The 22,183-nt window shown below is 50.5% G+C and carries 17 protein-coding genes; 13 read left to right on the forward strand and 4 right to left on the reverse strand.

Features of this window, described 5'->3' with window-relative positions; translation table 11 throughout:
- Nucleotides 1-321 precede the first annotated feature (321 nt).
- The 6 genes from nirB (at nt 322) to J7439_RS13155 (ending at nt 8,851) form a co-directional block, all read left to right on the forward strand.
- A complete protein-coding gene (gene nirB / locus J7439_RS13130) occupies nt 322-2,859 on the forward strand; it encodes a nitrite reductase large subunit NirB (RefSeq protein WP_209202249.1) in 2,538 nt (845 codons plus the stop codon).
- Complete coding sequence (nirD, locus tag J7439_RS13135; RefSeq protein ID WP_209202251.1) at nt 2,859-3,215, forward strand: nitrite reductase small subunit NirD; 357 nt, start codon at nt 2,859-2,861, stop codon at nt 3,213-3,215. Before nirB ends, nirD begins: the two co-directional genes overlap by 1 nt.
- Complete coding sequence (locus J7439_RS13140; protein WP_209202253.1) at nt 3,215-4,471, forward strand: NAD(P)/FAD-dependent oxidoreductase; 1,257 nt, start codon at nt 3,215-3,217, stop codon at nt 4,469-4,471. The genes nirD and J7439_RS13140 overlap by 1 nt, the downstream gene beginning before the upstream one ends.
- Before the next feature lie 23 nt (nt 4,472-4,494).
- Complete coding sequence (locus J7439_RS13145) at nt 4,495-7,197, forward strand: nitrate reductase (RefSeq protein ID WP_209202255.1); 2,703 nt, start codon at nt 4,495-4,497, stop codon at nt 7,195-7,197.
- Nucleotides 7,198-7,446: 249 nt separating this feature from the next.
- Nucleotides 7,447-7,950, forward strand: coding sequence for a hypothetical protein (locus J7439_RS13150; RefSeq protein ID WP_209202257.1), 504 nt, complete (start codon nt 7,447-7,449; stop codon nt 7,948-7,950).
- A 196-nt stretch (nt 7,951-8,146) separates the two neighbouring features.
- Entirely contained in the window at nt 8,147-8,851 is a 705-nt protein-coding gene (locus J7439_RS13155) for a hypothetical protein (protein WP_209202260.1), read from the forward strand.
- On the opposite strand, the gene J7439_RS13160 is transcribed toward J7439_RS13155, so the two are convergent.
- Both J7439_RS13160 and ddpX (J7439_RS13165) read right to left on the reverse strand, forming a co-directional pair.
- Nucleotides 8,848-9,744, reverse strand: a complete 897-nt coding sequence (locus J7439_RS13160; RefSeq protein ID WP_209202262.1) for a cation efflux transmembrane domain-containing protein — start codon at nt 9,742-9,744, stop codon at nt 8,848-8,850. The two genes, J7439_RS13155 and J7439_RS13160, sit on opposite strands and share 4 nt — an antisense overlap.
- A gap of 227 nt (nt 9,745-9,971) precedes the next feature.
- Nucleotides 9,972-10,700, reverse strand: a complete 729-nt coding sequence (ddpX, locus tag J7439_RS13165) for a D-alanyl-D-alanine dipeptidase (protein ID WP_209202264.1) — start codon at nt 10,698-10,700, stop codon at nt 9,972-9,974.
- A 62-nt stretch (nt 10,701-10,762) separates the two neighbouring features.
- Between ddpX (J7439_RS13165) and J7439_RS13170 the strand changes: the two genes are divergently transcribed.
- The gene (locus tag J7439_RS13170; RefSeq protein WP_209202266.1) at nt 10,763-11,707 is read left to right on the forward strand and encodes a hypothetical protein; all 945 of its coding nucleotides are present in this window, start codon (nt 10,763-10,765) and stop codon (nt 11,705-11,707) included.
- A 129-nt stretch (nt 11,708-11,836) separates the two neighbouring features.
- On the forward strand, nt 11,837-13,174 hold the full coding sequence (locus J7439_RS13175) for a protein kinase domain-containing protein (protein WP_209202268.1): 1,338 nt from the start codon (nt 11,837-11,839) through the stop codon (nt 13,172-13,174).
- A gap of 46 nt (nt 13,175-13,220) precedes the next feature.
- Here J7439_RS13175 and ddpX (J7439_RS13180) read toward each other — a convergent pair whose 3' ends face one another.
- Nucleotides 13,221-13,787 (reverse strand): D-alanyl-D-alanine dipeptidase, encoded by a 567-nt coding sequence (gene ddpX / locus J7439_RS13180; protein ID WP_209202270.1) that lies wholly within the window; start codon nt 13,785-13,787, stop codon nt 13,221-13,223.
- A 191-nt stretch (nt 13,788-13,978) separates the two neighbouring features.
- Nucleotides 13,979-15,271, reverse strand: a complete 1,293-nt coding sequence (gene gltA / locus J7439_RS13185; protein ID WP_209202272.1) for a citrate synthase — start codon at nt 15,269-15,271, stop codon at nt 13,979-13,981.
- 462 nt (nt 15,272-15,733) lie between these two features.
- Between gltA and sdhC the strand changes: the two genes are divergently transcribed.
- The 5 genes from sdhC to J7439_RS13210 all read left to right on the forward strand — a co-directional run bounded on the left by sdhC (nt 15,734) and on the right by J7439_RS13210 (nt 22,180).
- Nucleotides 15,734-16,108, forward strand: a complete 375-nt coding sequence (gene sdhC, locus J7439_RS13190; protein WP_209202274.1) for a succinate dehydrogenase, cytochrome b556 subunit — start codon at nt 15,734-15,736, stop codon at nt 16,106-16,108.
- Nucleotides 16,102-16,470 (forward strand): succinate dehydrogenase, hydrophobic membrane anchor protein, encoded by a 369-nt coding sequence (gene sdhD, locus J7439_RS13195; protein WP_209202276.1) that lies wholly within the window; start codon nt 16,102-16,104, stop codon nt 16,468-16,470. Before sdhC ends, sdhD begins: the two co-directional genes overlap by 7 nt.
- 3 nt (nt 16,471-16,473) lie before the next feature.
- Nucleotides 16,474-18,246, forward strand: a complete 1,773-nt coding sequence (sdhA, locus tag J7439_RS13200) for a succinate dehydrogenase flavoprotein subunit (protein ID WP_209202278.1) — start codon at nt 16,474-16,476, stop codon at nt 18,244-18,246.
- A 13-nt stretch (nt 18,247-18,259) separates the two neighbouring features.
- Entirely contained in the window at nt 18,260-18,964 is a 705-nt protein-coding gene (locus J7439_RS13205) for a succinate dehydrogenase iron-sulfur subunit (protein ID WP_101746869.1), read from the forward strand.
- Between the two features lie 381 nt (nt 18,965-19,345).
- The gene (locus J7439_RS13210; protein ID WP_209202280.1) at nt 19,346-22,180 is read left to right on the forward strand and encodes a 2-oxoglutarate dehydrogenase E1 component; all 2,835 of its coding nucleotides are present in this window, start codon (nt 19,346-19,348) and stop codon (nt 22,178-22,180) included.
- Nucleotides 22,181-22,183 lie beyond the last annotated feature (3 nt).

Genomic DNA, 22,183 nt, shown 5'->3' on the forward strand with positions numbered 1-22,183 from the left:
CTGAAACTTTAAAAGCCTGCCGGACAGATTCCTATGGGCCAGGTCAACTGGCAAGCGGGTGTGAGTTCTGAAGAGTTCTTTTGCAGTAATGCCTCAAACCGGTGTGATGCACCAGAATTATTCCCTGAATGTCGTTCACCTGCGTTTTTGGTCTTATTTTGGTGCATGGATTATCGATGACCGGAAACCTGAGAGCATTTTGCCACCGGCAACAGGCTACCGGTCCGGCAAATCCTGTTGTGACAACGCTTTGCGTGTTTTGGCATATCCCCTGCATGTGGGGAGGAAGAATTTGGTTCATCAAAAGGGGAATTAGCCGAAATGAGCGGGAAACAAACCCTGGTAGTGGTCGGTAATGGCATGGTTGGCCATAGCTTTATGGAAAAGCTGGTGGCTGCTGGTGGATTAGAGCAATACCAGGTGGTTGTTTTTGGTGAAGAGTCACGCCCTGCATACGATCGTGTTCACCTGTCCGAATTTTTCAGTGGTCGAAGTGCAGAAGACCTGTCCATGGTGCCTGAAGGTTTTTATCAGAAAAACGGCATTGACTTGATTCTGGATGAAGCGGTTATTGCCATTAACCGTGATACCCGGGAATTAACCACCAATAAAGAGAGAAGTATTCATTACCACAAGCTGGTGCTGGCTACCGGTTCTTATCCTTTTGTGCCGCCGGTACCGGGACATGAGCGGGATAACTGTTTTGTCTATCGCACCATTGAGGATTTGCAGGCCATTGCCCAAGCGGCTGGCAACAGCAAGGTGGGCACCGTGGTTGGTGGCGGGTTGTTGGGGTTGGAAGCCGCCAAAGCGTTAAAGGATCTTGGCCTTGAAACCCATGTTGTTGAGTTTGCGCCCCGGTTGATGGCGGTCCAGGTGGATGATGGCGGTGGTGCCATGCTGCGACAGAAAATTGAAGCGTTGGGTGTGCAAATCCATACCGGCAAGAATACACGGCTGATTACGGATGGTGAGGGGGCTGTCCACCAAATGCAGTTTGCTGATGGTGAGGTTTTAAACACCGATATTGTGCTGTTCTCGGCGGGTATTCGCCCTCGGGATGAACTGGCAAAACAGGCCGGGCTGGTGATGGGGGAGCGAGGGGGGATCGTTATCAATAATGACTGTCTGACCTCGGATGAGTCGATTTACGCCATCGGTGAGTGTGCGTTGTGGGATAACCGGATTTTTGGCCTGGTCGCTCCCGGTTACCAAATGGCCCAGGTGGCCGTTGATCATATAACCGGTAAAGGCAGCAGCCAGTTTGCCGGCGCAGATATGAGTACCAAGCTCAAATTGATGGGGGTGGATGTTGCCAGTATTGGTGATGCCCATGGCAATACGAAAGGCTCGCTCAGCTATCAGTTTATCGATGAGGAAAAACAGGTTTATAAAAAACTGGTGGTTTCCAAAACCAAAAAGCGGGTATTGGGCGCGGTGCTGGTGGGTGATGCAGACGACTATGGCACGTTATTGCAAATGATGTTGAATGGCATTGTGCCACCGGCCAATCCGGCTGAGTTGATTTTACCTCAAAGCGATGGCAGTGCCAGTGCCGGACTGGGTGTTGCGGCACTGCCGGAGACTGCCCAGATCTGTTCCTGCTTCAATGTCAGTAAAGGCGATCTGGTCGGTGCAGTGGCCGCAGGTTGTCAGGATATTGCCAGCCTCAAAGGGTCAACCAATGCCGGAACCGGCTGCGGTGGTTGTGCGCAATTGGTAAAGCAGGTGCTCGACCATGAATTGACGCAGCTGGGTGTCGAAGTCAAAAAAGATATTTGTGAACACTTTCCCCATTCAAGACAGGAGTTGTATCACCTGGTCAGAGTGGGCGAGTTGGCAACGTTCTCTCAGGTGATCGAAAAGCATGGTCGTGGAATGGGCTGTGATATCTGCAAACCAACCATTGGTTCTATTCTGGCTTCCTGCTGGAACGATTACATTCTGAAGAGTGACCATGCTCCGCTGCAGGACACCAATGATTATTTTCTGGGGAATATCCAGAAAGACGGCACTTACTCCATTGTTCCTCGGGTGCCCGGTGGTGAAATTACCCCTCAGAAGCTGATTGTTATTGGCGAGGTGGCCAGAGACTTTAACCTTTACACCAAAATCACCGGCGGGCAGAGAATTGATCTGTTTGGTGCCCGGGTGAATGAGTTGCCCGCTATCTGGCAGCGGCTGGTGGACGCCGGGTTTGAAACCGGACATGCCTATGGAAAATCCCTGAGAACGGTTAAATCCTGTGTCGGCAGTACCTGGTGTCGTTATGGTGTTCTGGACAGTACCAGTATGGCCATTGCCATTGAGCACCGTTATCGCGGGGTGCGTTCACCCCATAAAGTCAAAATGGCCGTTTCGGGATGCACCCGGGAATGCGCTGAAGCCCAGAGTAAGGATGTTGGCGTTATTGCCACCGAGAAAGGCTGGAATCTTTATGTTGGCGGTAATGGCGGTATGAAACCCAGGCATGCTGACCTGTTTGCCACCGAACTCGATGATGAAACCCTGGTGAAATATATTGACCGTTTCATGATGTTTTATATTCGCACCGCTGACCGGCTCCAGAGAACCTCGGTCTGGCTGGTTAATCTGGAAGGCGGTCTGGATTATCTCAAGTCAGTGATCATGGATGACAGCCTTGGCATTAATCAGGCATTGGAAGATGAAATGACCCATCTGGTGGGCACCTATCAGTGTGAGTGGAAAACGACACTGGAGAGCCCTGAAAAACTCAAGCGTTTCAGCCATTTTATCAACAGTGACCAGCCAGACAGCAATGTTGTTTTTGTCGATGAAAGGCATCAGATACGACCAGCAACAAAGCAGGAAAAAATACAGCTGAAGGAGGTTATCTAATGAGCCAGTGGACGACGATCTGCCAGGATGAACAACTTTCTGCAAACCTGGGCATCTGTGCCCTGGTGGGTACCCATCAGGTGGCGGTATTCCGGGTAAAGGATCAGGTGTTTGCCCTGGATAATTTTGATCCATTCAGTGGTGTCAATGTGATCTCCCGGGGCATTGTGGGGGATCTGCGGGGGCATCTTGTTGTGGCATCGCCTATTTACAAACAGCATTTTGATTTAGCCACCGGACAATGTCTGGAAGATGATACCGTCAGCCTCAATGTATTCCCGGTGCGAGTCCATGAAGGTGCCATACAGGTGAAGCCTGCACCGCTGGTGAGACACATTGCTGAGCAGGTTGCCTGATGAGCCATTATCAACCGCCGGGTGGTCGGCAAAAACTGGTGGTTATTGGCAACGGCATGGGCTCGGTCCGATTTCTTGAACATCTATTTAACGGTGGTCAGTGCCCTTTTCATGTGACCGTGCTCTCGGAAGAGGGCTGCCCGGGGTATAACCGGATTCAGCTGTCCAAATTGTTGGCGGGCAGTGTCGATCTGGATGGGATTGCGCTGAAAAGTGCCGCCTGGTATCAGCAGCAGGGTATCGAGCTACTGATGGGCGAGAACTACAAAGCGATCCGGATTGATCGCTCATTAAAGCGGGTAGTCACCCACGGTGGTGATACGTTTGACTATGACCGTCTTGTTCTTGCCACTGGTTCTTTGCCCAATCAGATTCCGGTGCCAGGGGCGGACCTTCAGGGGGTTCTGGCCTTTCGCAGTCTGGCCGATGTCAATCTGATGCTGGAAGCGGGTCAGGGTCGGGCCGTGGTGATTGGCGGTGGTTTGCTGGGGCTGGAGTGTGGCAGTGGTCTGGCCAAACGGGGTATGTCGGTGACTATCGTCGATAATATGCCCATTCCCATGGCCCGTCAGCTGGATCAACATGCCGGTGGGCTATTGCGCAAGGAACTTGAGGGCAGAGGCATTGCTTTTCGCAGCAGTGCCACGCTGCAATCCTACCGGGGCGTTGATGGTCGGGTTTGTGGTGTGCAGATTGACGGGGAATATCTACCCGCATCGCTGGTGGTGGTGACTGCCGGTGTCCGGCCTAACATACAACTGATGCAGGAGGCGGGCCTGAAATGCGACCGTGGGGTTCTGGTCAATGAACGGCTGCAGACCTCTGATCCGGATATCTTTACCGTGGGTGAATGTGCGCAGATGCAACTGACTGACGGGCTGAAAACGCAGTCATTGTTGTTTGGTCTGGTTGCTCCGGTTTATCGGCATGCAGAAATTGTTGCCGCATCGTTGCTGGGGGACCATGGTCAAAGGTTTACGCCAGTCCCCATTCCCACCAATTTGAAAGTTGATGGTATCAACCTGTTTTCCAGTGGTGAGTTCAATCCGTCTGACTCTGATGAAATGATTGTACTGGATGCCTCAGAGGCTGGAATCTATCGCAAGCTGGTACTTCAGAATAATCGCATCAAAGGTGTGCTCCTGTATGGCGATGTAACTGATGGCCTTTGGTATCAAGAGCTGATGGAGTCAGGCACTGACATCACATCCATCCGGCAACAACTTATTTTCGGGCAGCGTTTTCTGGCTGCATGACGGTTCTGATTCAGGCAAACATCATGGCAGTAAATCAATTGGCAAAGGCTATCAATACAACATGTGCCTACTGTGGTGTGGGTTGCGGTATTTCCGCCAGGGTGGTTGATCCTGAGTTGCATCTGGTGGAGATTAGCGGGCGGGAAGATCATCCTGCCAATTATGGTCGGCTCTGTTCCAAGGGCAGCGCCCTCGGGGAAACGGTATCACTGGACGGACGTCTTCTTTATCCAAAGGTTCATGGTCGTCAGGTAGTCTGGTCTGAAGCGCTGGATCAAGTGGCTTCACGGCTACAGGAAACCATTGAACAGTATGGGCCGGACTCTGTAGCCATTTATGGCTCAGGTCAGCTGCTGACAGAAGACTACTATGTCGCCAATAAACTGATGAAAGGGTTTATCGGCAGTGCCAATATGGATACCAACTCACGGCTCTGCATGGCTTCCACCGTGGCTGGCCAGAAGCGTGCGTTTGGTTCGGATACCGTACCGAATACTTATCAGGATCTGGAGCTGGCTAATCTGCTGGTGCTGGTGGGGTCCAATACGGCCTGGTGTCATCCTGTATTGTTTCAACGTATCCGGGCGATGAAAGAACAGCGGCCGGATATTAAAGTGGTGGTGATTGACCCGAGACGCACAGAAACCTGTGATATTGCTGATCTGCATCTGGCGATAAAACCGGGGGCGGATGTATTGCTGTTTAATGGTCTGCTTACCTGGCTTGCCGATCAGGGTGCTTTGGATCAGGACTATATTGATCAACACTGTCAGGGCTTTGATCAGGCGCTGGAAGTGGCCAGGTCCTGTGTTGGTGATATACAACAGCTGGCGGATGCCTGTGGTGTAGAGCAAAACGAACTTATTCAGTTTTATCACTGGTTTTGTGCCACCGATAAAACCGTGACGGCCTGGTCTCAAGGGGTAAACCAGTCAGCAGCCGGCACGGATAAAGTGAATGCCATGATCAACTGTCATCTGGCTACCGGCCGTATCGGCCGTCCCGGCAGTGGTCCATTGTCACTCACCGGGCAGCCCAACGCCATGGGTGGCAGGGAAGTGGGTGGGCTGGCCAATCAGCTGGCTGCGCACATGGAGTTTACGCCTGATGATATCGCCAGAGTCGGGCGTTTCTGGCAGGCAGCCAATATGGCACAGTCCCCGGGCAAGACGGCGGTTGACCTGTTCAAGTCAATGGATCGGGGTGAAATACGTTTTGTCTGGATTATGGGGACTAACCCGGTTGTCAGTTTGCCGGACAGTAACCGGGTGATAAAGGCTCTGAAAAAGTGTCCGACAGTGGTCGTTTCAGACTGCATCGAACACACGGATACGGCTGAATTTGCCGATATTTTGTTGCCAGCAGCACCCTGGAGTGAAAAGGATGGCACGGTAACCAACTCTGAGCGGCGAATTTCCAGACAGCGCGCGTTATTTCCCACGGCCGGAGAAGCCAGGCCGGACTGGTGGATGATCAGTGAAGTGGCAGGCCGTCTGGGGTTTGCCGAGGCGTTTAACTATTCCGGCAGTGCCGATATTTTCCGTGAGCATGCGGCACTGTCAGGCTATGAAAATAACCGGGAAGGAAAAGTCCGGGATTTTACCATTGCCCCCCTGGCCAATATCACTGACTCAGAATATGACGCTTTGGAACCGTTTCAATGGCCATTATCAGCGGTTCTGGGTGATGGTTCCGGGGCGCTGTCTGATACGCAGCCAGTAATATCAACAACAGCAAGCAAGACACGATTTTTTAAGGATGGCGGCTTCTTCACCGGGAATGGCCGGGCCAATTTTATTGCCACTGAAGTTCTGCGCCCCCTGAATGCTCCCGGAAAGTCTTATCCACTGTTGCTGAATACCGGACGGGTGCGTGATCACTGGCATACGATGACCCGAACCGGGCTTTCAGCCCGGTTGAATCAGCATACCGATGAGCCGTTTCTGGCCATACATCCGAAAGATGCTGAAAATTACCAGTTGCGTGATCAGGCGTTATGTCAGATTTCATCGGAATTTGGCAAAGCGGTGGTGCGAGTGCAGGTTTCTGAAGCTCAACGGCCTGGTGAAGTGTTTATGCCCATGCACTGGACACGCCAGCACAGTGATACGGGCTTTTCCGGGGTGCTGGTGAATCCGGTGCTTGATCCGGTGTCCAAACAGCCGGATCTGAAGTATACGCCGGTGGCTGTTGAACCTTACCACACTGAGCGGTATGGCGTGCTTATTACCCGGGAGAGAGTAGCTTTTGGCGACATTGGTTATATGACTGAGGTCCGTATTGAAAATGGCTATCGCTATGAAATGGCGGGTAGCAACCTGGACCAGCTATCACTGTTCTCAGGGCTCAAGGGCTATCAAAAGGTTGAATTTACCGACAATACCGTTGGTGAGCGTCGGGTGGCCTGGTTTAGTGATGCTCAGCTTCAGGCTATTTGGGTATCAAGTCAGGCGATATCTTCCTGTGATCGGCAGTGGTTACAGTCCTGGTTTTGTCAGGCGGCCTCAATTGAGGAAGCCTGGTGGGTTCTGTCCGGCAAGCCTCCCCGGGGAGAAGATGCCGGCAGGCAGGTTTGTGCCTGCTTTGGAGTTGGTGAGAAGACCATCTGCCGGGCCATTGCTGAACATGGGTTGACCGATCCTGTGCAAGTGGGAAGTCATTTGCAGGCGGGAACGAACTGTGGGTCCTGTATTCCTGAAATCAGAGGGTTAATCAAGAGAGGTTGATAATAGCCTTTTCCACTTGTTTTACATCCGGCAAAATCCCTGGGCACCCCTGGTATTGCCGTACCGGTTATTACAGTCGACTGAGCCAGTATCCTCACGTCGCGTATTAGCCTTGGAATTCCGGACATAGGTGCAACAACAAAACAGGTAACAGGGCATGGAACTAAAAGAACTTTGGTTAGTCTCATAGCAATAAGGATAATCCGCAACAGGATTGCGCTATTGAGAGAACTCAAGAGGTTTATAATTATGAGTAACCCTTTAAATAACCCACCATCACTATACATTGGGAGTGCATCGCCACGTCCACCGGGACCGGGCCGACCTGATGGCGCGGCAAGAGGAGCAGACCCCGGATTCCCCGATAGAGCCCAAGATGGTATTCCCCGAAATTTTCGCGGCAGAGGTACTACCATCGCCGAGCAACACCCATCATCGGTACAGCGAGGGAAATTGACAATCGGTAATGAGGGAGGTAGTTACATTGGTACTCATTTACCAACCGGCCCTATGGCGTTCTTTCCACCAGATCGCGTCATCCGTGAAATTAACAACCCTTCTTGGCTGACCAATTCTCCCAGTGCCGTTTATACACCAGAATCTGGAGGAATGGCTGGACCTTCCCGTAACCCTGATGCCCCCGGCTTCAGTTCTGAGATTCAGGTGCCGGATCATTGGGTGAATCCGGGGGGTATGCAACCGTTTGCGCCTCCTTCCGATGGTCCCAAATTACCAAAACCCAGAACTCTTTAGAAAAGTTACAAGCCCTGCCATGCTCAATTCTAAGAGCTGTCGGTGTTTTTTAACACCAATTGCATTTTCTAAATATCTGTTGGTTTATGACTTGTCAGACAGTGATAGAATAAATGGTACGGGCTAAAAACAAATAAAAATACGGATATTCCTGTGCCTGAATGGGCATGGAAAAACTATAAAAATGAAAATTTACTTGGAAACAATCCAGGATATAAAAGTACTTGTTGAACAGAATGAAATCAGAGACAAGCAGGATATTGCACAATATCTGGACCGCTGTTCAGAGCTTGATCCTGTGGCAGAAGGTGTTTATGCCACGGTTTATAACCTGCCCGATGAACCGGATAAGGTGGTCAAGGTGTGCCCTGACAAAAAAGATGGCTATTACCTTTTTGCCCGGTGGTGCATGACACCGGAAAACCAGAGCAACCCACACCTGCCTGTTATTCATCGTGAAGATGTCATTACCTTACCCTGCGGGATGGTGGTTCGGGTTTACGTGGTGGAGCGTCTGTCAGACTTTATGGATGATGGGTCGCGGGCAACAGAACCCCGGCACTTTCATGACTATGACTTTGGCCTTTTATGGGGTTCCTGTAAGGCGGTCATGCAGTCTTTTGGTGTGGATAACAGTGAGTTTCCCGAGGAAATCAAAACACTGGAAGTGTTTGTTGAAAAGATAAAAGTATCCAGTTCTGATTTGGTGCAACGAGCAGGCAACAATATCTCCGATGTGGTTGATGACGGTATCATTGAATCCCATGAAGACTTTCTGCAAACACTCTTTGATGTATTGACCCAACTGTCAACGGTGGGCTCAATGGACCTTCATGGCGGTAACTTTATGCTTCGTGGTGATACGGTTGTGATTACTGACCCAATTGCCCACAGGTATTAAGTGCTGTTCTGAAAACTGAAGCTGAACTGAAGACGATAATATTGACATATTGAGCTGATAGCGTGTTCTGCTTTAGCCCTGATACTCTCAAACTCCTCTTTAGTTGGCAAAGTATCGTTATGGATGGTTATCTCTACATTGACCCATAACCATCTGCCGAGCCAGATCATGCAGATATTGATTTGCTGGGCGTCCCATTGTTCTGCGATGACTTTTTTTGTCGATTCTAACAGCTCTGGTGTTACCACATCTTTTAATAGCAATTGTTTAAAGTTTTTGTGCAGTGTCTTGAGGGGGAGCCCGACCAGAAACAGCAGTAGCCCTATGGTGAGTATGGAGTCAATAAAAGGGGTAATCGGGTGACTATTTCCTAACCGGTAAGCTATGGCAAACGCTGCCGTGGCCGCTGCACTGACGGCAGAGTCAACCAGCCACTCCTGGCATTCAAAATAGATCAGCGGGGAGGGTTTTGAACGATGAAGCAGAAAAAAAAGCGTGGCTGTAGCTCCCCCGATGATCGTTGAAAAAATCTCGTAAGCCAGGGCAAGGTCAAACTCCGGTATATACCCACCGGTGATGAGTTTGCAGATAGAAAAAGACAGTAAGGCAAGGCAAAGTCCCAGTAAAATAATGCCTTCAAAAAAAAGCATTAATGGCTCAAGGGTTGGGTAACCATAAGGGCTTTCAGGGGATGGCGGCAGCTTGACGATCTGGGATATCCTGACGTTTGCCATCATCGTCAAGGTACAAAGCAGGGAATAACAACCATCCAGCAAAACAGCGTTTGAGCGGCTGTAGAAGGCTACGAGAATACCTGTCACTCCAAAAAAAAGTTCCAGCACAACAGAGTAGCGCAGGATGTTGAGCTCATTTAGCTGTAGCCAGTGATACATATTGTGCTCATCATACATCTTTCAGGAGCGTTAGAATTTGCTCTTTACCATCTTTGTTGATGACTAAGCTATGAGACATTGCGCAGTCTCGAATGAAGCCATTAATTCCCGGATTTTTAAGTTGGTAATTATCAGGGTTCGCTTAAAGGCAATCATGGCAAATCAGGTATGATTTATAGCAAATCACAGAGCCACGTGTGCTTTAATCTGTGCCGAAAAGCAGGGAGTTACATTATCCCTTCAGGTGTCTCAGCTTCAGGGATTAAGGGATAACTCTCCACGTTGGGTAGCTGGTAGTGCCACCACTCGGTTGCCAGGGGCTTAAAACCGGCAATATTCATTACGCCTGCCAGCATAAGCCGGTTGCGCTGTGCTTCTTCTGAAACCAGAGCGTTACCATGATGGGCCAGTGGACGAAAGTCATCAAATTGGCTGCCCATGTCAAGCTCTCTGCCAAAACGGTCGGTGATGGTGAGATCTACCGCAACGCCTCTGCAATGAGGGCAGGGGTCGGATTCCGGGTTGCCAACATAGTCAGGGTTCGGCATGTGATGAAACAGGATGTGCTGCGCCGACAATGGACGAAAGGCATCCCAGATTTTGAGCCGGAGATTCAGTGGCCTGAGCAGCTCGGTCGCTTTCAGCAGGCAAGTCAGTGCGTCAGTATGCAGGAAGCATTGGCTGCTTTGGTAAATGGGCTTGCCGGTAAAGTTGTTGCTACTGGCATAGGTAATATCAAGGGTAACGGGGTGGTGCTTTTCGCTAAGTAGAACCAGATTGCCATTACTATTTATTGTCGTCACTGGAGTCTCCATACCAAGGCAAATAGCAAGCATAGTCACTATTTCACAGGTTTCCTGTATTTTTAGCGGGATATGGGGATCTGTTCGTCCTGAGCCTGTGGAAAGGCGAGAACTCCGGCCCCTCATCTTGCCACTACCAGATAAACCAAACATATGAACTATCAGTAAATAAATCTGTCTTGTATGCAAAACCCTTTATTCAGGTCAGCATGTTTATGGAAAGTCTTCACCAGTCAATTCCCAGGTGTACGCCACTGACTCGTTGCGAGCAGAACTTTGATTTGCAATGGGGTCCACAGTGCAAGGTTTATGCCCTGGCCGTTGTGCACCATGTTTTATGTGCCTGCGGCCAGCTGCTGCCCTACAAAAATGGTGATGCGAGTGCATTAAGCGCACGTAAAATTGCCAAGTCCTGCGGTTCGGCCATCGGTGAGATTACCTCGCCCGAGCTGTTCCAGAAAGTGGCCTGCCGGATGGGAATGGCCACCAGTTTACGTGAATATAAAGACTCGGTTGAGATGGTGTCGCTGCTTGACCATGCCTTTCGAGCGGGACGCCATGTCATCGTTTTTGTCCAGATGGACCAGGATACCTACAGTCACCCGGCCTCGTCCGACTGCCACAGTCAGTGGCTTGAGCACGCCATTGTGGTTGTCGGTTGGAGTTCAGACACTCTGACAACGCTTAAAGCCGAGGGTGGTGTCAGTAAAGTGGAGTACAAAACGCTCAGCGTGACCTGTTTTAACCGATCCGGTGGTATAGAAGACATCAGCCTGTCCGAGATCTACAACAGCTCCTGTCAGGTGGCGGAACAGAGAAAGCCTGAGCGTTTCTACAAACATTTGACTGTCAAGGATCATGTGCCAGATCGTACTATCAAGGACTCCTGGCTTGGCATCTGCGATTCATATCGCAAAGGTAGGGGGTCTTGCTACTGGCACGATTTTGATTCCAGTTACCATCTTTGCCTCAAGCTTCATCGCGAAAAGTATCCGGATTTGTACATATCCTACGACTCGGATGCCTTGTTCGACAGGGCTGCATCCGGTCTTATTCCTGAAATTGTTACCCGCGAATCGTTTTCGGACAACGGCAGTTTCAGAAAGAAACTGGTCGTTGTCTCCTTGAAGACGACAGATGATACCCATCGTGCGTTCTGACTCCCGTGATGGGCATCGGATAACTTTGACGCTTGGCCGGGCTTTTGGCGTGCGTTATTAAGCTTGTATCGATTATCAGCTGCGCTGGTCGAAAAAAACTGAAGATATACAAGATCTTCAGGTGCCTTTATGGATGGCGTATCCGGGAATGGGAGCAATCGGCCTGTGGATGTTGCCGGTCAGGATAACAAACCGATTTCATCGGGACAGCAAGTTGGGAGCGTGGTGGATAATGCTGAAAAGGCATTACCTGAGTCTGAGCTCCATCACCATGAAACGGGTTTACTGGCACGAAGCGTAGCCGGGACGGATCTCTCTGTGGGTTGGTCTAGCGCAGATGAAGATGCCTCCAGCGGGGATGAGGGCAACTCTAGCGGGGATGAGGACAGCGCAGACAGTGTCAACGGTGATGAAGGTTTTGCTGATGTTGAGATTCCCGGTCTCAACAGTGGTCTGGATTCATCACCCCAGGCAGATGACGACGATAACGATATCATCTTCAGAGATGACAACTCATCCGGGATTGGAAGTGCACCAACGACTCCCAGCGAGAAACCTGAAGCCCCCTGGCCGGTGCCTGCCAGCGCCAAAGAAAAGTTACCCGGGCCGGTCTCCCTGGGGGAAAATCCAGATAAGTCCAACGCTACTGCCAGTGAAATCAGCTGCGATAATAATGCTGAACCTCCAGCCTGCGAGACGCTCGTGGTCAGGTACTCACCCCGGGCCCCGGCAAAGAAGCCATGGATAATCCGAAGCCGAAGTATTGATGCCAGTCATGAAGAGGCTAAGGCGGTTTATGAGGCCGATCATCATGAGGCTCTGTTGCTCAGGTCGCTGAGCAGTGATTTTATTATCGGTTTTATTGGGTTTAACGGAATCATTGACACAAAGGACTACACCACGGAGCTGGTTCTCGAGGATGGCGGACTGAATATGGCCCGGGCGATCACTCAGGTGCTGCCGGATGAACGCGTCCCGACCATCGTTTCCTGGCTGTATGATCTGGCTCGTGGTCTGACAGTACTGAAACAGAACCGCATTTTACACCGGGATATCAAACCGGAGAATCTGCTGGTTGATATGACTGCGAACCGTCTGCGGATCGCCGATTTTGGTAATGCCCACCAGGTGGTTGAGGACCGCTTTCCCTCCGATGCCTCAGGTTCTGCCCGCTATTCTGCGCCAGAAGTGAGAAAGTGCAAGCGACAGTATTACAGTGCTGATATTTACTCCGCTGGCATCTCATTTGTTGAGATTATGATGGATGCTGGCTTGTTAACCATGCATACCTGGCAGGAATTTTACCGGCAGGACTTACCGGTAACACTTGCTGAACCTCATTGTCAGCATCGGTCAGCTCCCGAGCTGACGACATTGGTCAACGGGATGATTGAAAAAAATCCCAATCGGCGACCCTGGGCGGAAACGATTGTGCACACACTGCAGGAGCATGGTTTGCAACCATAAGTACTCAGCAAATGAAACCGTGTTTTCTGACTTAGTGAGGATGAGGTTACGTCAGTGTCGATGGTTTCTGCTCCGGTTTAATAATCGGGTAGCTTTTAGCCTCCGGCAGTTGATAGTGCCACCATTCGGTATCTAAAGGGTCAAAGCCGGCAAGATTCATGACACCTGCCAGAAGTAAACGGTTGCGCTGCGCCTCAGCAGAAATCTGGTCATTGCCATGGTGTGCCAGGGGGCGGAAGTCATCAAATGGGGTTCCCATCTCAAGCTCATGACCAAAATGGTCAATGATAGTGAGGTCAATTGCTATCCCACGGCAATGGCTGCACAGGCCGCTCTCCGGGTCGGAAACGTAATCAGGATCAGGAAAAAACCGGAATAATTCTGCCTGAGCCGTTATTGGCCTGAAAGCATCCCATACTTTCAATGTCAAATTCAGTGGACGTAACAGCTCTGAAGCTCGTTTGATGCCTTGCGCAGCCAGTGGGTGAAGATAACAGTCGTGGCTTTTATAAATCGGATGTCCAGTAAAATTATTGCTGGTCGCATACGCCATGTCGATATCAATACCAAACTGTTCTGCAGTAATGAGTTTCAGTTCTGTGGGCGCTTTCATTAAGACGATCTCACGTTTAATAACAGGAGAATTGGCTGTGACCAGATAGAAAGAATGTATTGAACTCAGTGTTGGCTTTATACCGCAGGAGTTATTATTTATCTGAGTTTAGACGATGGGCTGAAGGGGAAAAGGTGTATAAGCCCGGTATCACTTTGCGAGAGATACCGGGATAGAAAAGCAGCTGAGGATTAACTGCGATCAGCTACAGCTATGTAGTCACGTTTCGTCTCACCGGTGTATAGCTGACGAGGACGCCCAATACGGTAATCACCGCTGATCATCTCATGCCAGTGGGCAATCCAGCCCGGAGTTCGACCGGTAGCAAAGATTACTGTGAACATCTCGGTTGGAATACCCAGGGCCTTGAGAATAATCCCGGAATAGAAGTCCACATTGGGGTAGAGCTTCTTCTTGATAAAGTACTCATCCTCCAGGGCAATTCTCTCCAGACGCTTGGCAATCCGGAACAGAGGGTCATCTTCAAGGCCCAGTTCCGTAAGCACTTCATCGCAGGTTTGCTTCATTACTTTGGCGCGAGGGTCAAAGTTCTTGTAAACACGGTGTCCAAAGCCCATCAGGCGGAATGGGTCGTCTTTGTCTTTTGCCTTGGCAATGTATTCATCGATATTGGCTTCATCCCCAATCTCGTTCAGCATAACCAGCACAGCTTCATTAGCACCGCCATGAGCAGGGCCCCAGAGGGCAGCGATACCGGCAGCAATACAGGCAAATGGGTTGGCTCCGGAAGAGCCTGCAAGACGAACGGTGGATGTGGAGGCATTCTGTTCATGGTCCGCATGGAGCAGGAAAATGCGATCCATTGCCTTGGCCAGAACAGGTTTGACTTCGTACTCTTCACAGGGCGTGGCAAACATCATGTGCAGGAAGTTGCCACCGTAGCTCAGGTCATTTCGTGGATAAACAAACGGCTGACCAATGGAGTATTTGTAGGCCATGGCAGCAAGCGTAGGCATTTTGGAAATCAGGCGATAGGCGCAGATTTCGCGATGCACTTCATTGGTGATGTCCAGTGAGTCGTGATAGAACGCAGACAGGGCTCCGACAACACCACACATAACCGCCATTGGGTGGGCATCACGACGGAATCCGGAGAACAGGTCGCTCATCTGTTCATGCAGCATTGTGTGACGCATGATGGTGTTTTCGAACTTTTCCTTTTCCTGACGGTTTGGGAGGTCTCCGTAAAGCAGCAGGTAGCAGGTTTCCAGATAATCAGACTGCTCGGCCAGCTGTTCTATTGGATAGCCACGATGCAGGAGGATACCTTTGTCGCCATCGATGTAAGTAATTTTTGACTCACAGGATGCAGTGGAAACAAAGCCCGGATCGTAGGTAAACAGACCGTTGGAAGTCAGCCCCCTGACATCAACAACATCAGGCCCGAGAGAGCCTGAATAAATGGGTAACTCCAGTGTCTGGTCCGTGCCGTCAATGGAGAGTAGAGCTTTCTTGTCAGCCATTTATGGCCTCCTGTCATGCCGTTTGGTCTCGTTATAGTTACTTTAGATGGATACTTTTTACAAAATGAAGCCGGGAAAAATCACAAATAAAGCCGGGAGTCTGTTTAAAAAATATTCAAATTAGTTGTAAGTAGCTCCCTTTTACGGTTTGACCACTATAGAGACATAAATTTTTTTGTCAAACGAACTGGTTATGAATGTAATCCGTAACAAAGATATGAAAAACGGCTTGGTTTTTAGGGGTAATTGCTTAATAAGGTGAGCAATTGTAATTACCTGTTAGAGTGTATATACTCCGATCCGAAGCCGTATGGGTTGGTTCTTCGGTCCACCGGCTTTAATTTGAGGGGAAATCGTATATTTCGCATTTAGCGTTTCTCCACTTGCTTGTCGTAGGGTCCAGAGAACCTGGATGTTCTTGCTGATTCTGCTGTGTACGCCACCGAGCGTTGGGGCAAAAGAGTGAATAGCAAAAGACCTGTCAATCTCGATATAACAACAATCAAATTACCCCTGCCTGCATACACTTCGATCTTGCATCGCATATCGGGTGTCATCCTGTTTATTGGTCTGGGTTTTCTTCTGTATGGGCTGGAATTGTCGCTTGCTTCCGAGGAATCATTTGACGCCCTCAAAGCCTTGTTGTCAGCTCCCCTGGCAAAATTCATAATCTGGGGCATTCTGTCTGCCCTGATTTATCATTTGATTGCCGGAGTGAAACATCTGTTGATGGATGTGGATGTGGGTGATGGTAAGGAGTCAGGAAGCCTTGGAGCTATTGTGACTCTTGTTCTGTCAACAGTGCTGATTATCCTTGCGGGGGTTTGGGTATGGTAACCAATATCACCAATTTGTCCCGCAGTGGGCTTTATGACTGGATGCTGCAAAGGCTGACGGCAGTGGTCCTTGGTGTCTATTCGGTGTTCCTTTTGGGCTATCTGGTCATCAATCCCGGTCTCCAGTTTGGTCAATGGGCTGAGCTCTTTGATGAAACCTGGATGCGGATTTTTACCCTGCTGGCGCTGATTTCTATCCTGGCTCATGCCTGGATCGGTATGTGGACGATTACTACTGACTATTTTAATGACCGCGCTTTTGGCAGTAAGTCCGTTCTTATCCGTTTTCCTTTGCAGATTGTGTGCTTTATTGCCCTGTTCAGTTATGTGATCTGGGGCGTGCAAATTCTTTGGGGGCTTTAACCGATGTCAGCACTTCGTACCCTGACCTATGATGCCATCGTTATAGGTGGTGGGGGAGCAGGCATGCGTGCCGCGCTCCAGCTTACCCAGGCCGGAATTAAAACGGCCTGTGTCAGTAAGGTATTTCCTACCCGTTCTCACACGGTATCCGCTCAGGGTGGTATTACCTGTGCAATTGCCAGCGCAGACCCAAAAGATGACTGGCGCTGGCATATGTTCGATACGGTGAAAGGCTCCGACTATATTGGTGACCAGGACGCTATTGAGTATATGTGCTCGGTGGGTCCGCAGGCGGTTTTCGAGCTGGAGCATATGGGCTTGCCATTTTCCCGGACTGAAGAGGGTCGAATTTACCAGCGTCCGTTCGGAGGTCAGTCCAAGGATTTTGGCAAAGGAGGTCAGGCTGCCAGAACCTGTGCAGCGGCAGACCGGACTGGTCACGCACTTCTGCACACGTTGTATCAGGCTAACCTGAAGGGCGGCACCACCTTTCTTAATGAGTGGTATGCCGTTGATCTGGTGAAGAATCAGAAAGGTCAGGTTGCCGGTGTTATCGCCATTGATATTGAAAGTGGCGAAACCGTTTATATCAAGGCAAAAGCCACCGTTATGGCCACCGGTGGTGCAGGCCGTATTTACGCTTCCACTACCAATGCCCTGATCAATACCGGTGACGGTATCGGTATGGCTTTGCGTGCCGGATATCCGATGCAGGATATGGAAATGTGGCAGTTCCATCCTACAGGCATTCATGGTGCGGGCGTGCTGGTGACAGAGGGTTGCCGTGGCGAAGGTGGTTACCTGATTAACAGTGAAGGTGAACGCTTTATGGAGCGTTATGCACCTAACGCCAAAGACCTTGCTGGTCGCGATGTTGTCGCCCGTTCTATGGTTATCGAGATTCTCGAAGGACGTGGTTGTGGTCCCAACAAGGACCACGTACTGCTGAAGCTGGATCATCTGGGTGAAGAGACGCTGAACCTGCGTCTGCCTGGTATCTGTGAGCTGTCTAAAACCTTTGCTCATGCAGACCCTGTGAAAGTGCCGGTACCTGTGGTGCCCACCTGCCATTATATGATGGGAGGGATTCCCACCAATGTTGGCGGACAGGCTCTGCGTCAGGATGGGGCCGGTAATGATGAAGTGATTGAAGGCCTTTATGCCTGTGGTGAAGCGGCCTGTGTTTCTGTTCATGGTGCCAACCGTCTGGGTGGTAATTCTCTGCTGGATCTGGTGGTCTTTGGTCGCGCTGCAGGCCTGCAGATTGAGAAAAACCTGAAAGATGGCTTTGACTCTGTGGACGCCTCAGACAGTGATGTGGAAGCAGCCTTGTCACGACTTGATCGCCTGAACAAATCAAGCAGTGGTGAAAGCGTTGCCAAAGTGCGTGCTGATCTGCAGAACACCATGCAGCTCTATTTTGGTGTGTTCCGTGAAGGTGAGAGCATGCAGAAAGGTCTCAAGCTTCTGGATGAGCTGGGTGAGCGGCTGGCCAATCTTCATCTGGAAGACAAGAGCCAGGCATTCAACACCGCCAGGGTTGAAGCACTTGAGTTGGAAAACCTGTATCAGGTGGCTTATGCAACAGCTGTTTCCGCCGAAGTCAGAACAGAGTCCCGTGGTGCTCATGCCCGTAATGATTACCAGGAACGGGATGATGAAAACTGGCTGGCGCACTCGCTATACTCACCGACTGATCAATCAGTAAGTAAGCGTGCTGTTAACTTTGCCCCGGCAACCATGGAGGCATTTCCTCCCAAGGCAAGAAGCTACTGAGGGAGAGAGGCTTATGAAGGTAAGTATCTATCGCTATAACCCGGAAGCCGACAAAAAGCCCTATATGATGGACTTTGATGTCGATATCCCGGAAGGCCGGGACCTGATGGTTCTGGACGTTCTGAATCTGATTAAAGAGCAGGATCCAACGCTGGTTTACCGACGTTCCTGCCGAGAGGGTGTTTGTGGCTCCGATGGCTTGAGTATTGGCGGTACCAATGGTTTGGCCTGCATTACCCCTTTGTCAGAAGCTGTCAGGGGAAATAAACTGGTGATTCGTCCGCTGCCCGGGTTGCCAGTAATCAGGGACCTGGTCGTTGATATGAGTCTGTTCTACAAACAGTACGAAAAGATCAAGCCATACCTGATTAACGATACGCCAGCGCCAGCCATTGAACGGCTCCAGTCCCCGGAAGACAGGGAGAAACTGGACGGTCTTTATGAGTGTATTCTTTGCGCCTGTTGCTCAACAGCCTGCCCTTCCTTCTGGTGGAACCCTGATAAATTTGTTGGCCCCTCCGGCCTGCTGCAAGCTTATCGTTTCCTTGCCGATAGCAGGGATACAGCGACAGAGGAGCGTCTGGCAGATCTTGATGACCCGTTCAGTGTTTTCCGTTGCCGGGGGATCATGAATTGTGTCAATGTCTGCCCTAAAGGCTTAAACCCGACACGGGCTATTGGTCATATCAGGCAGATGTTGTTTAAGAGTGCAACATAGTATAGCTGTGGGTCATTCCAACCTGTCGTTGCTGTTTGGTGATAAAAAAGTGCCCCTGTGAAGTCTTTTTTCGGGGTACTCAAGATCCATAGAGCTGAAAAGTCAGCTATGCTCTGTCAGGAGAGTGCAGGCGACCTCTGACAATACAAAGCCTGTAATTAAATATATTTTTAGACTTAATAAATTGTGCTGCTGCCATCTGGAATTATGGGGCCGCAATAGCTTGAACCAGCAGGGGCGGTCGGAAAACATCCGACCCTATCTGAGGGGGATTGTTCACTGACTGGCTATCGACATCATCAGTGACCTTTGTTTTTCAGCCATTCAGGGTTGTAAAAGCAGATTTCCCGGGATAAGCCCCAGACTCACGGGGTAAAGATCATGCAAGAAGGTGTAATGCAGCGGATGTGGAGTTCTTCCCACATTGCAGGGGGAAATGCTGCATACGTCGAGGATATGTACGAACGCTATCTGCGCGATCCCAACAGCGTAGAAGTACAGTGGCGTGACTATTTTGAAAAGTTGCCCCCGGTTAGTGGTAGCGGAGCTGACGTTCCACATTCTACCATCCAGGAAAATTTCATTCTTATGGCGCGTCAGCGTCAGACTACCCGCCCGATTCAGACTTCCTCGGTTTCCAGTGATCATGAACGCAAGCAGGTTCAGGTTTTGCGTTTGATCAGCGCTTTCCGGATTCGTGGTCATCAGCAGGCTGTTATCGATCCTCTTGGTGTGATGAAACGGGAAGAGTTTCCTGATTTATCCCTTGCATACCACGGTCTCAGTGAAGCGGATCTGGATATCGAGTTTCAGACTTCAACGCTGTTTATTGGCAAGGAACACGCCTCTCTGCGGGAAATATACGATGCCTTAAAAGCCACCTATTGCCAGTCAATTGGTGTTGAGTATATGCACATTCCCCAGACAGAAGAACGTCGCTGGTTTCAGAGTCGTATGGAAAGTGTTCGCAGCCGCCCGGAAGTAGGAGTTGAAGCCAAGCTGCACTTGCTGGAACGATTGACCGCAGCGGAAGGTCTGGAAAAATACCTGGGGACCAAGTTTCCCGGCACCAAACGGTTTGGTCTGGAAGGTGGTGAGTCTCTGATCCCCATGCTGGATGAGATTATTCAGCGCTCCGGCTCCTATGGTTCGAAAGAGCTGGTGATCGGCATGGCTCACCGTGGCCGCTTGAACGTGCTGGTCAATATTCTGGGTAAGAAGCCCGGTGATCTGTTTGACGAATTTGAAGGCAAGAAGCTGGTTGAACGAGGCTCCGGTGATGTGAAATACCATCAGGGCTTCTCTTCCAATGTGATGACGCCGGGTGGCGAGGTGCATCTTGCCCTGATGTTTAACCCATCCCATCTGGAAATTGTTACCCCGGTGGTTGAGGGGTCGGTCCGAGCCCGTCAGGACCGCCGAAAGGATTCAGTGGGCAACAAGGTGGTCCCTATTGCCATTCACGGTGATGCCGCTTTTGCGGGGCAGGGGGTTGTGATGGAAACCCTGCAGATGTCCCAGACCCGTGCCTATAAAACCGGTGGCACCATACATATCATCATTAACAACCAGGTTGGCTTTACCACCAGTTTTCGCGAAGATGCCCGTTCGACGGAATACTGCACCGATGTTGCCAAGATTGTCGGGGCACCGATCCTTCATGTTAACGGTGATGACCCTGAAGCGGTTCAGTTTGCCACTAAACTGGCCCTTGATTACCGGATGGAGTTCCATAAAGACATTGTTGTAGACCTCGTCTGCTACCGTCGTCGCGGGCACAATGAGGCGGATGAGCCATCCGCCACTCAGCCGATGATGTACAGCAAGATTAAATCCCATATGACTACCCGGGATCTTTATGCCAAGGTTTTGCTGGGCGAAGGTGTGATCAGTGAGGCGGCTGATAAAGAGCTGGTAGAGAGTTTCCGTAACGCCCTCGACAATGGTGAGCATGTGGTCAAGGCCCTGGTAAAAGAGCCTAATAAAGAGCTCTTTGTGGACTGGACACCCTATCTTGGTCACGAATGGACTGCTCGCCATGATACCCGTGTCGCCGTGGGAACACTGCAATCATTAGGCCAGAAACTGTGTGAAATTCCCGAAGGCTTTTTGCTGCAGCGTCAGGTCAGCAAGATCGTTGAGGATCGCCGCAAGATGGCAGCAGGTGCCCTGCCGATTAACTGGGGGTGTGCTGAACTGCTGGCCTATGCGTCACTGCTAATGGAAGGCAGTGAAGTTCGAATTACCGGGCAGGATGTCGGACGGGGAACATTTTCTCACCGCCATGCGGTATTTCATAATCAGAAAGATGGCTCGACTTTGGTGAACCTGACCAAACTTTCCCCGGAGCAGCCACGATTCCAGATCTGGGATTCATTTCTGTCCGAGGAAGCGGTTCTTGCTTTTGAGTACGGCTACGCAGCAACGACGCCCAATGCACTGGTTATCTGGGAAGCTCAGTTTGGTGATTTTGCCAACGGTGCCCAGGTGGTTATTGATCAGTTTATTTCCAGTGGCGAGCACAAGTGGGGGCGTCTGTCAGGCCTCACCATGTTGCTGCCCCATGGTTATGAGGGCCAGGGACCGGAGCACTCATCGGCCAGGCTTGAGCGATTTTTACAGTTGTGTGCGGAACACAATATTCAGGTCTGCGTTCCGACAACGCCAGCCCAGGTGTTCCACATGTTGAGACGGCAGATGCTGCGTCCGTTGCGCAAGCCGTTGGTGGCATTTACCCCCAAGAGTTTGCTCCGTCACAAACAGGCCACCTCCTCTCTGGAAGAGCTGGCAGAGGGTAGTTTCCAGACGATTATCCCTGAGGTTGACGGCCATGAACCATCAGCAATCACCCGGATGATTATGTGCTCAGGCAAGGTCTACTATGACCTGTTGGAAAAGAAAAGAACGGAAGGGCTGACTGATACGGTGATTATCCGTATCGAACAGCTCTACCCATTCCCTCAGGACGACCTGGATGAGCTGATTACCAGCTATCCAAACCTGAAAGATGTGGTCTGGTGTCAGGAAGAGCCAATGAACCAGGGTGCGTGGTATTGTAGTCAGCATCATATGCGTCGCTCAGTTGCCGTTCATCCGAATAAAACAATGAGTCTCAAGTACGCAGGGCGCGAAGCATCAGCCGCTCCGGCATGTGGCTATATGTCTACACATGCTCAGGAGCAGCAGAAGTTGGTAAATGATGCTTTCAGCATTTGAATA

Origin of the sequence: Salinisphaera sp. G21_0 (assembly GCF_017744115.1) — a bacterium.
Lineage (GTDB): Bacteria > Pseudomonadota > Gammaproteobacteria > Pseudomonadales > Endozoicomonadaceae > Endozoicomonas.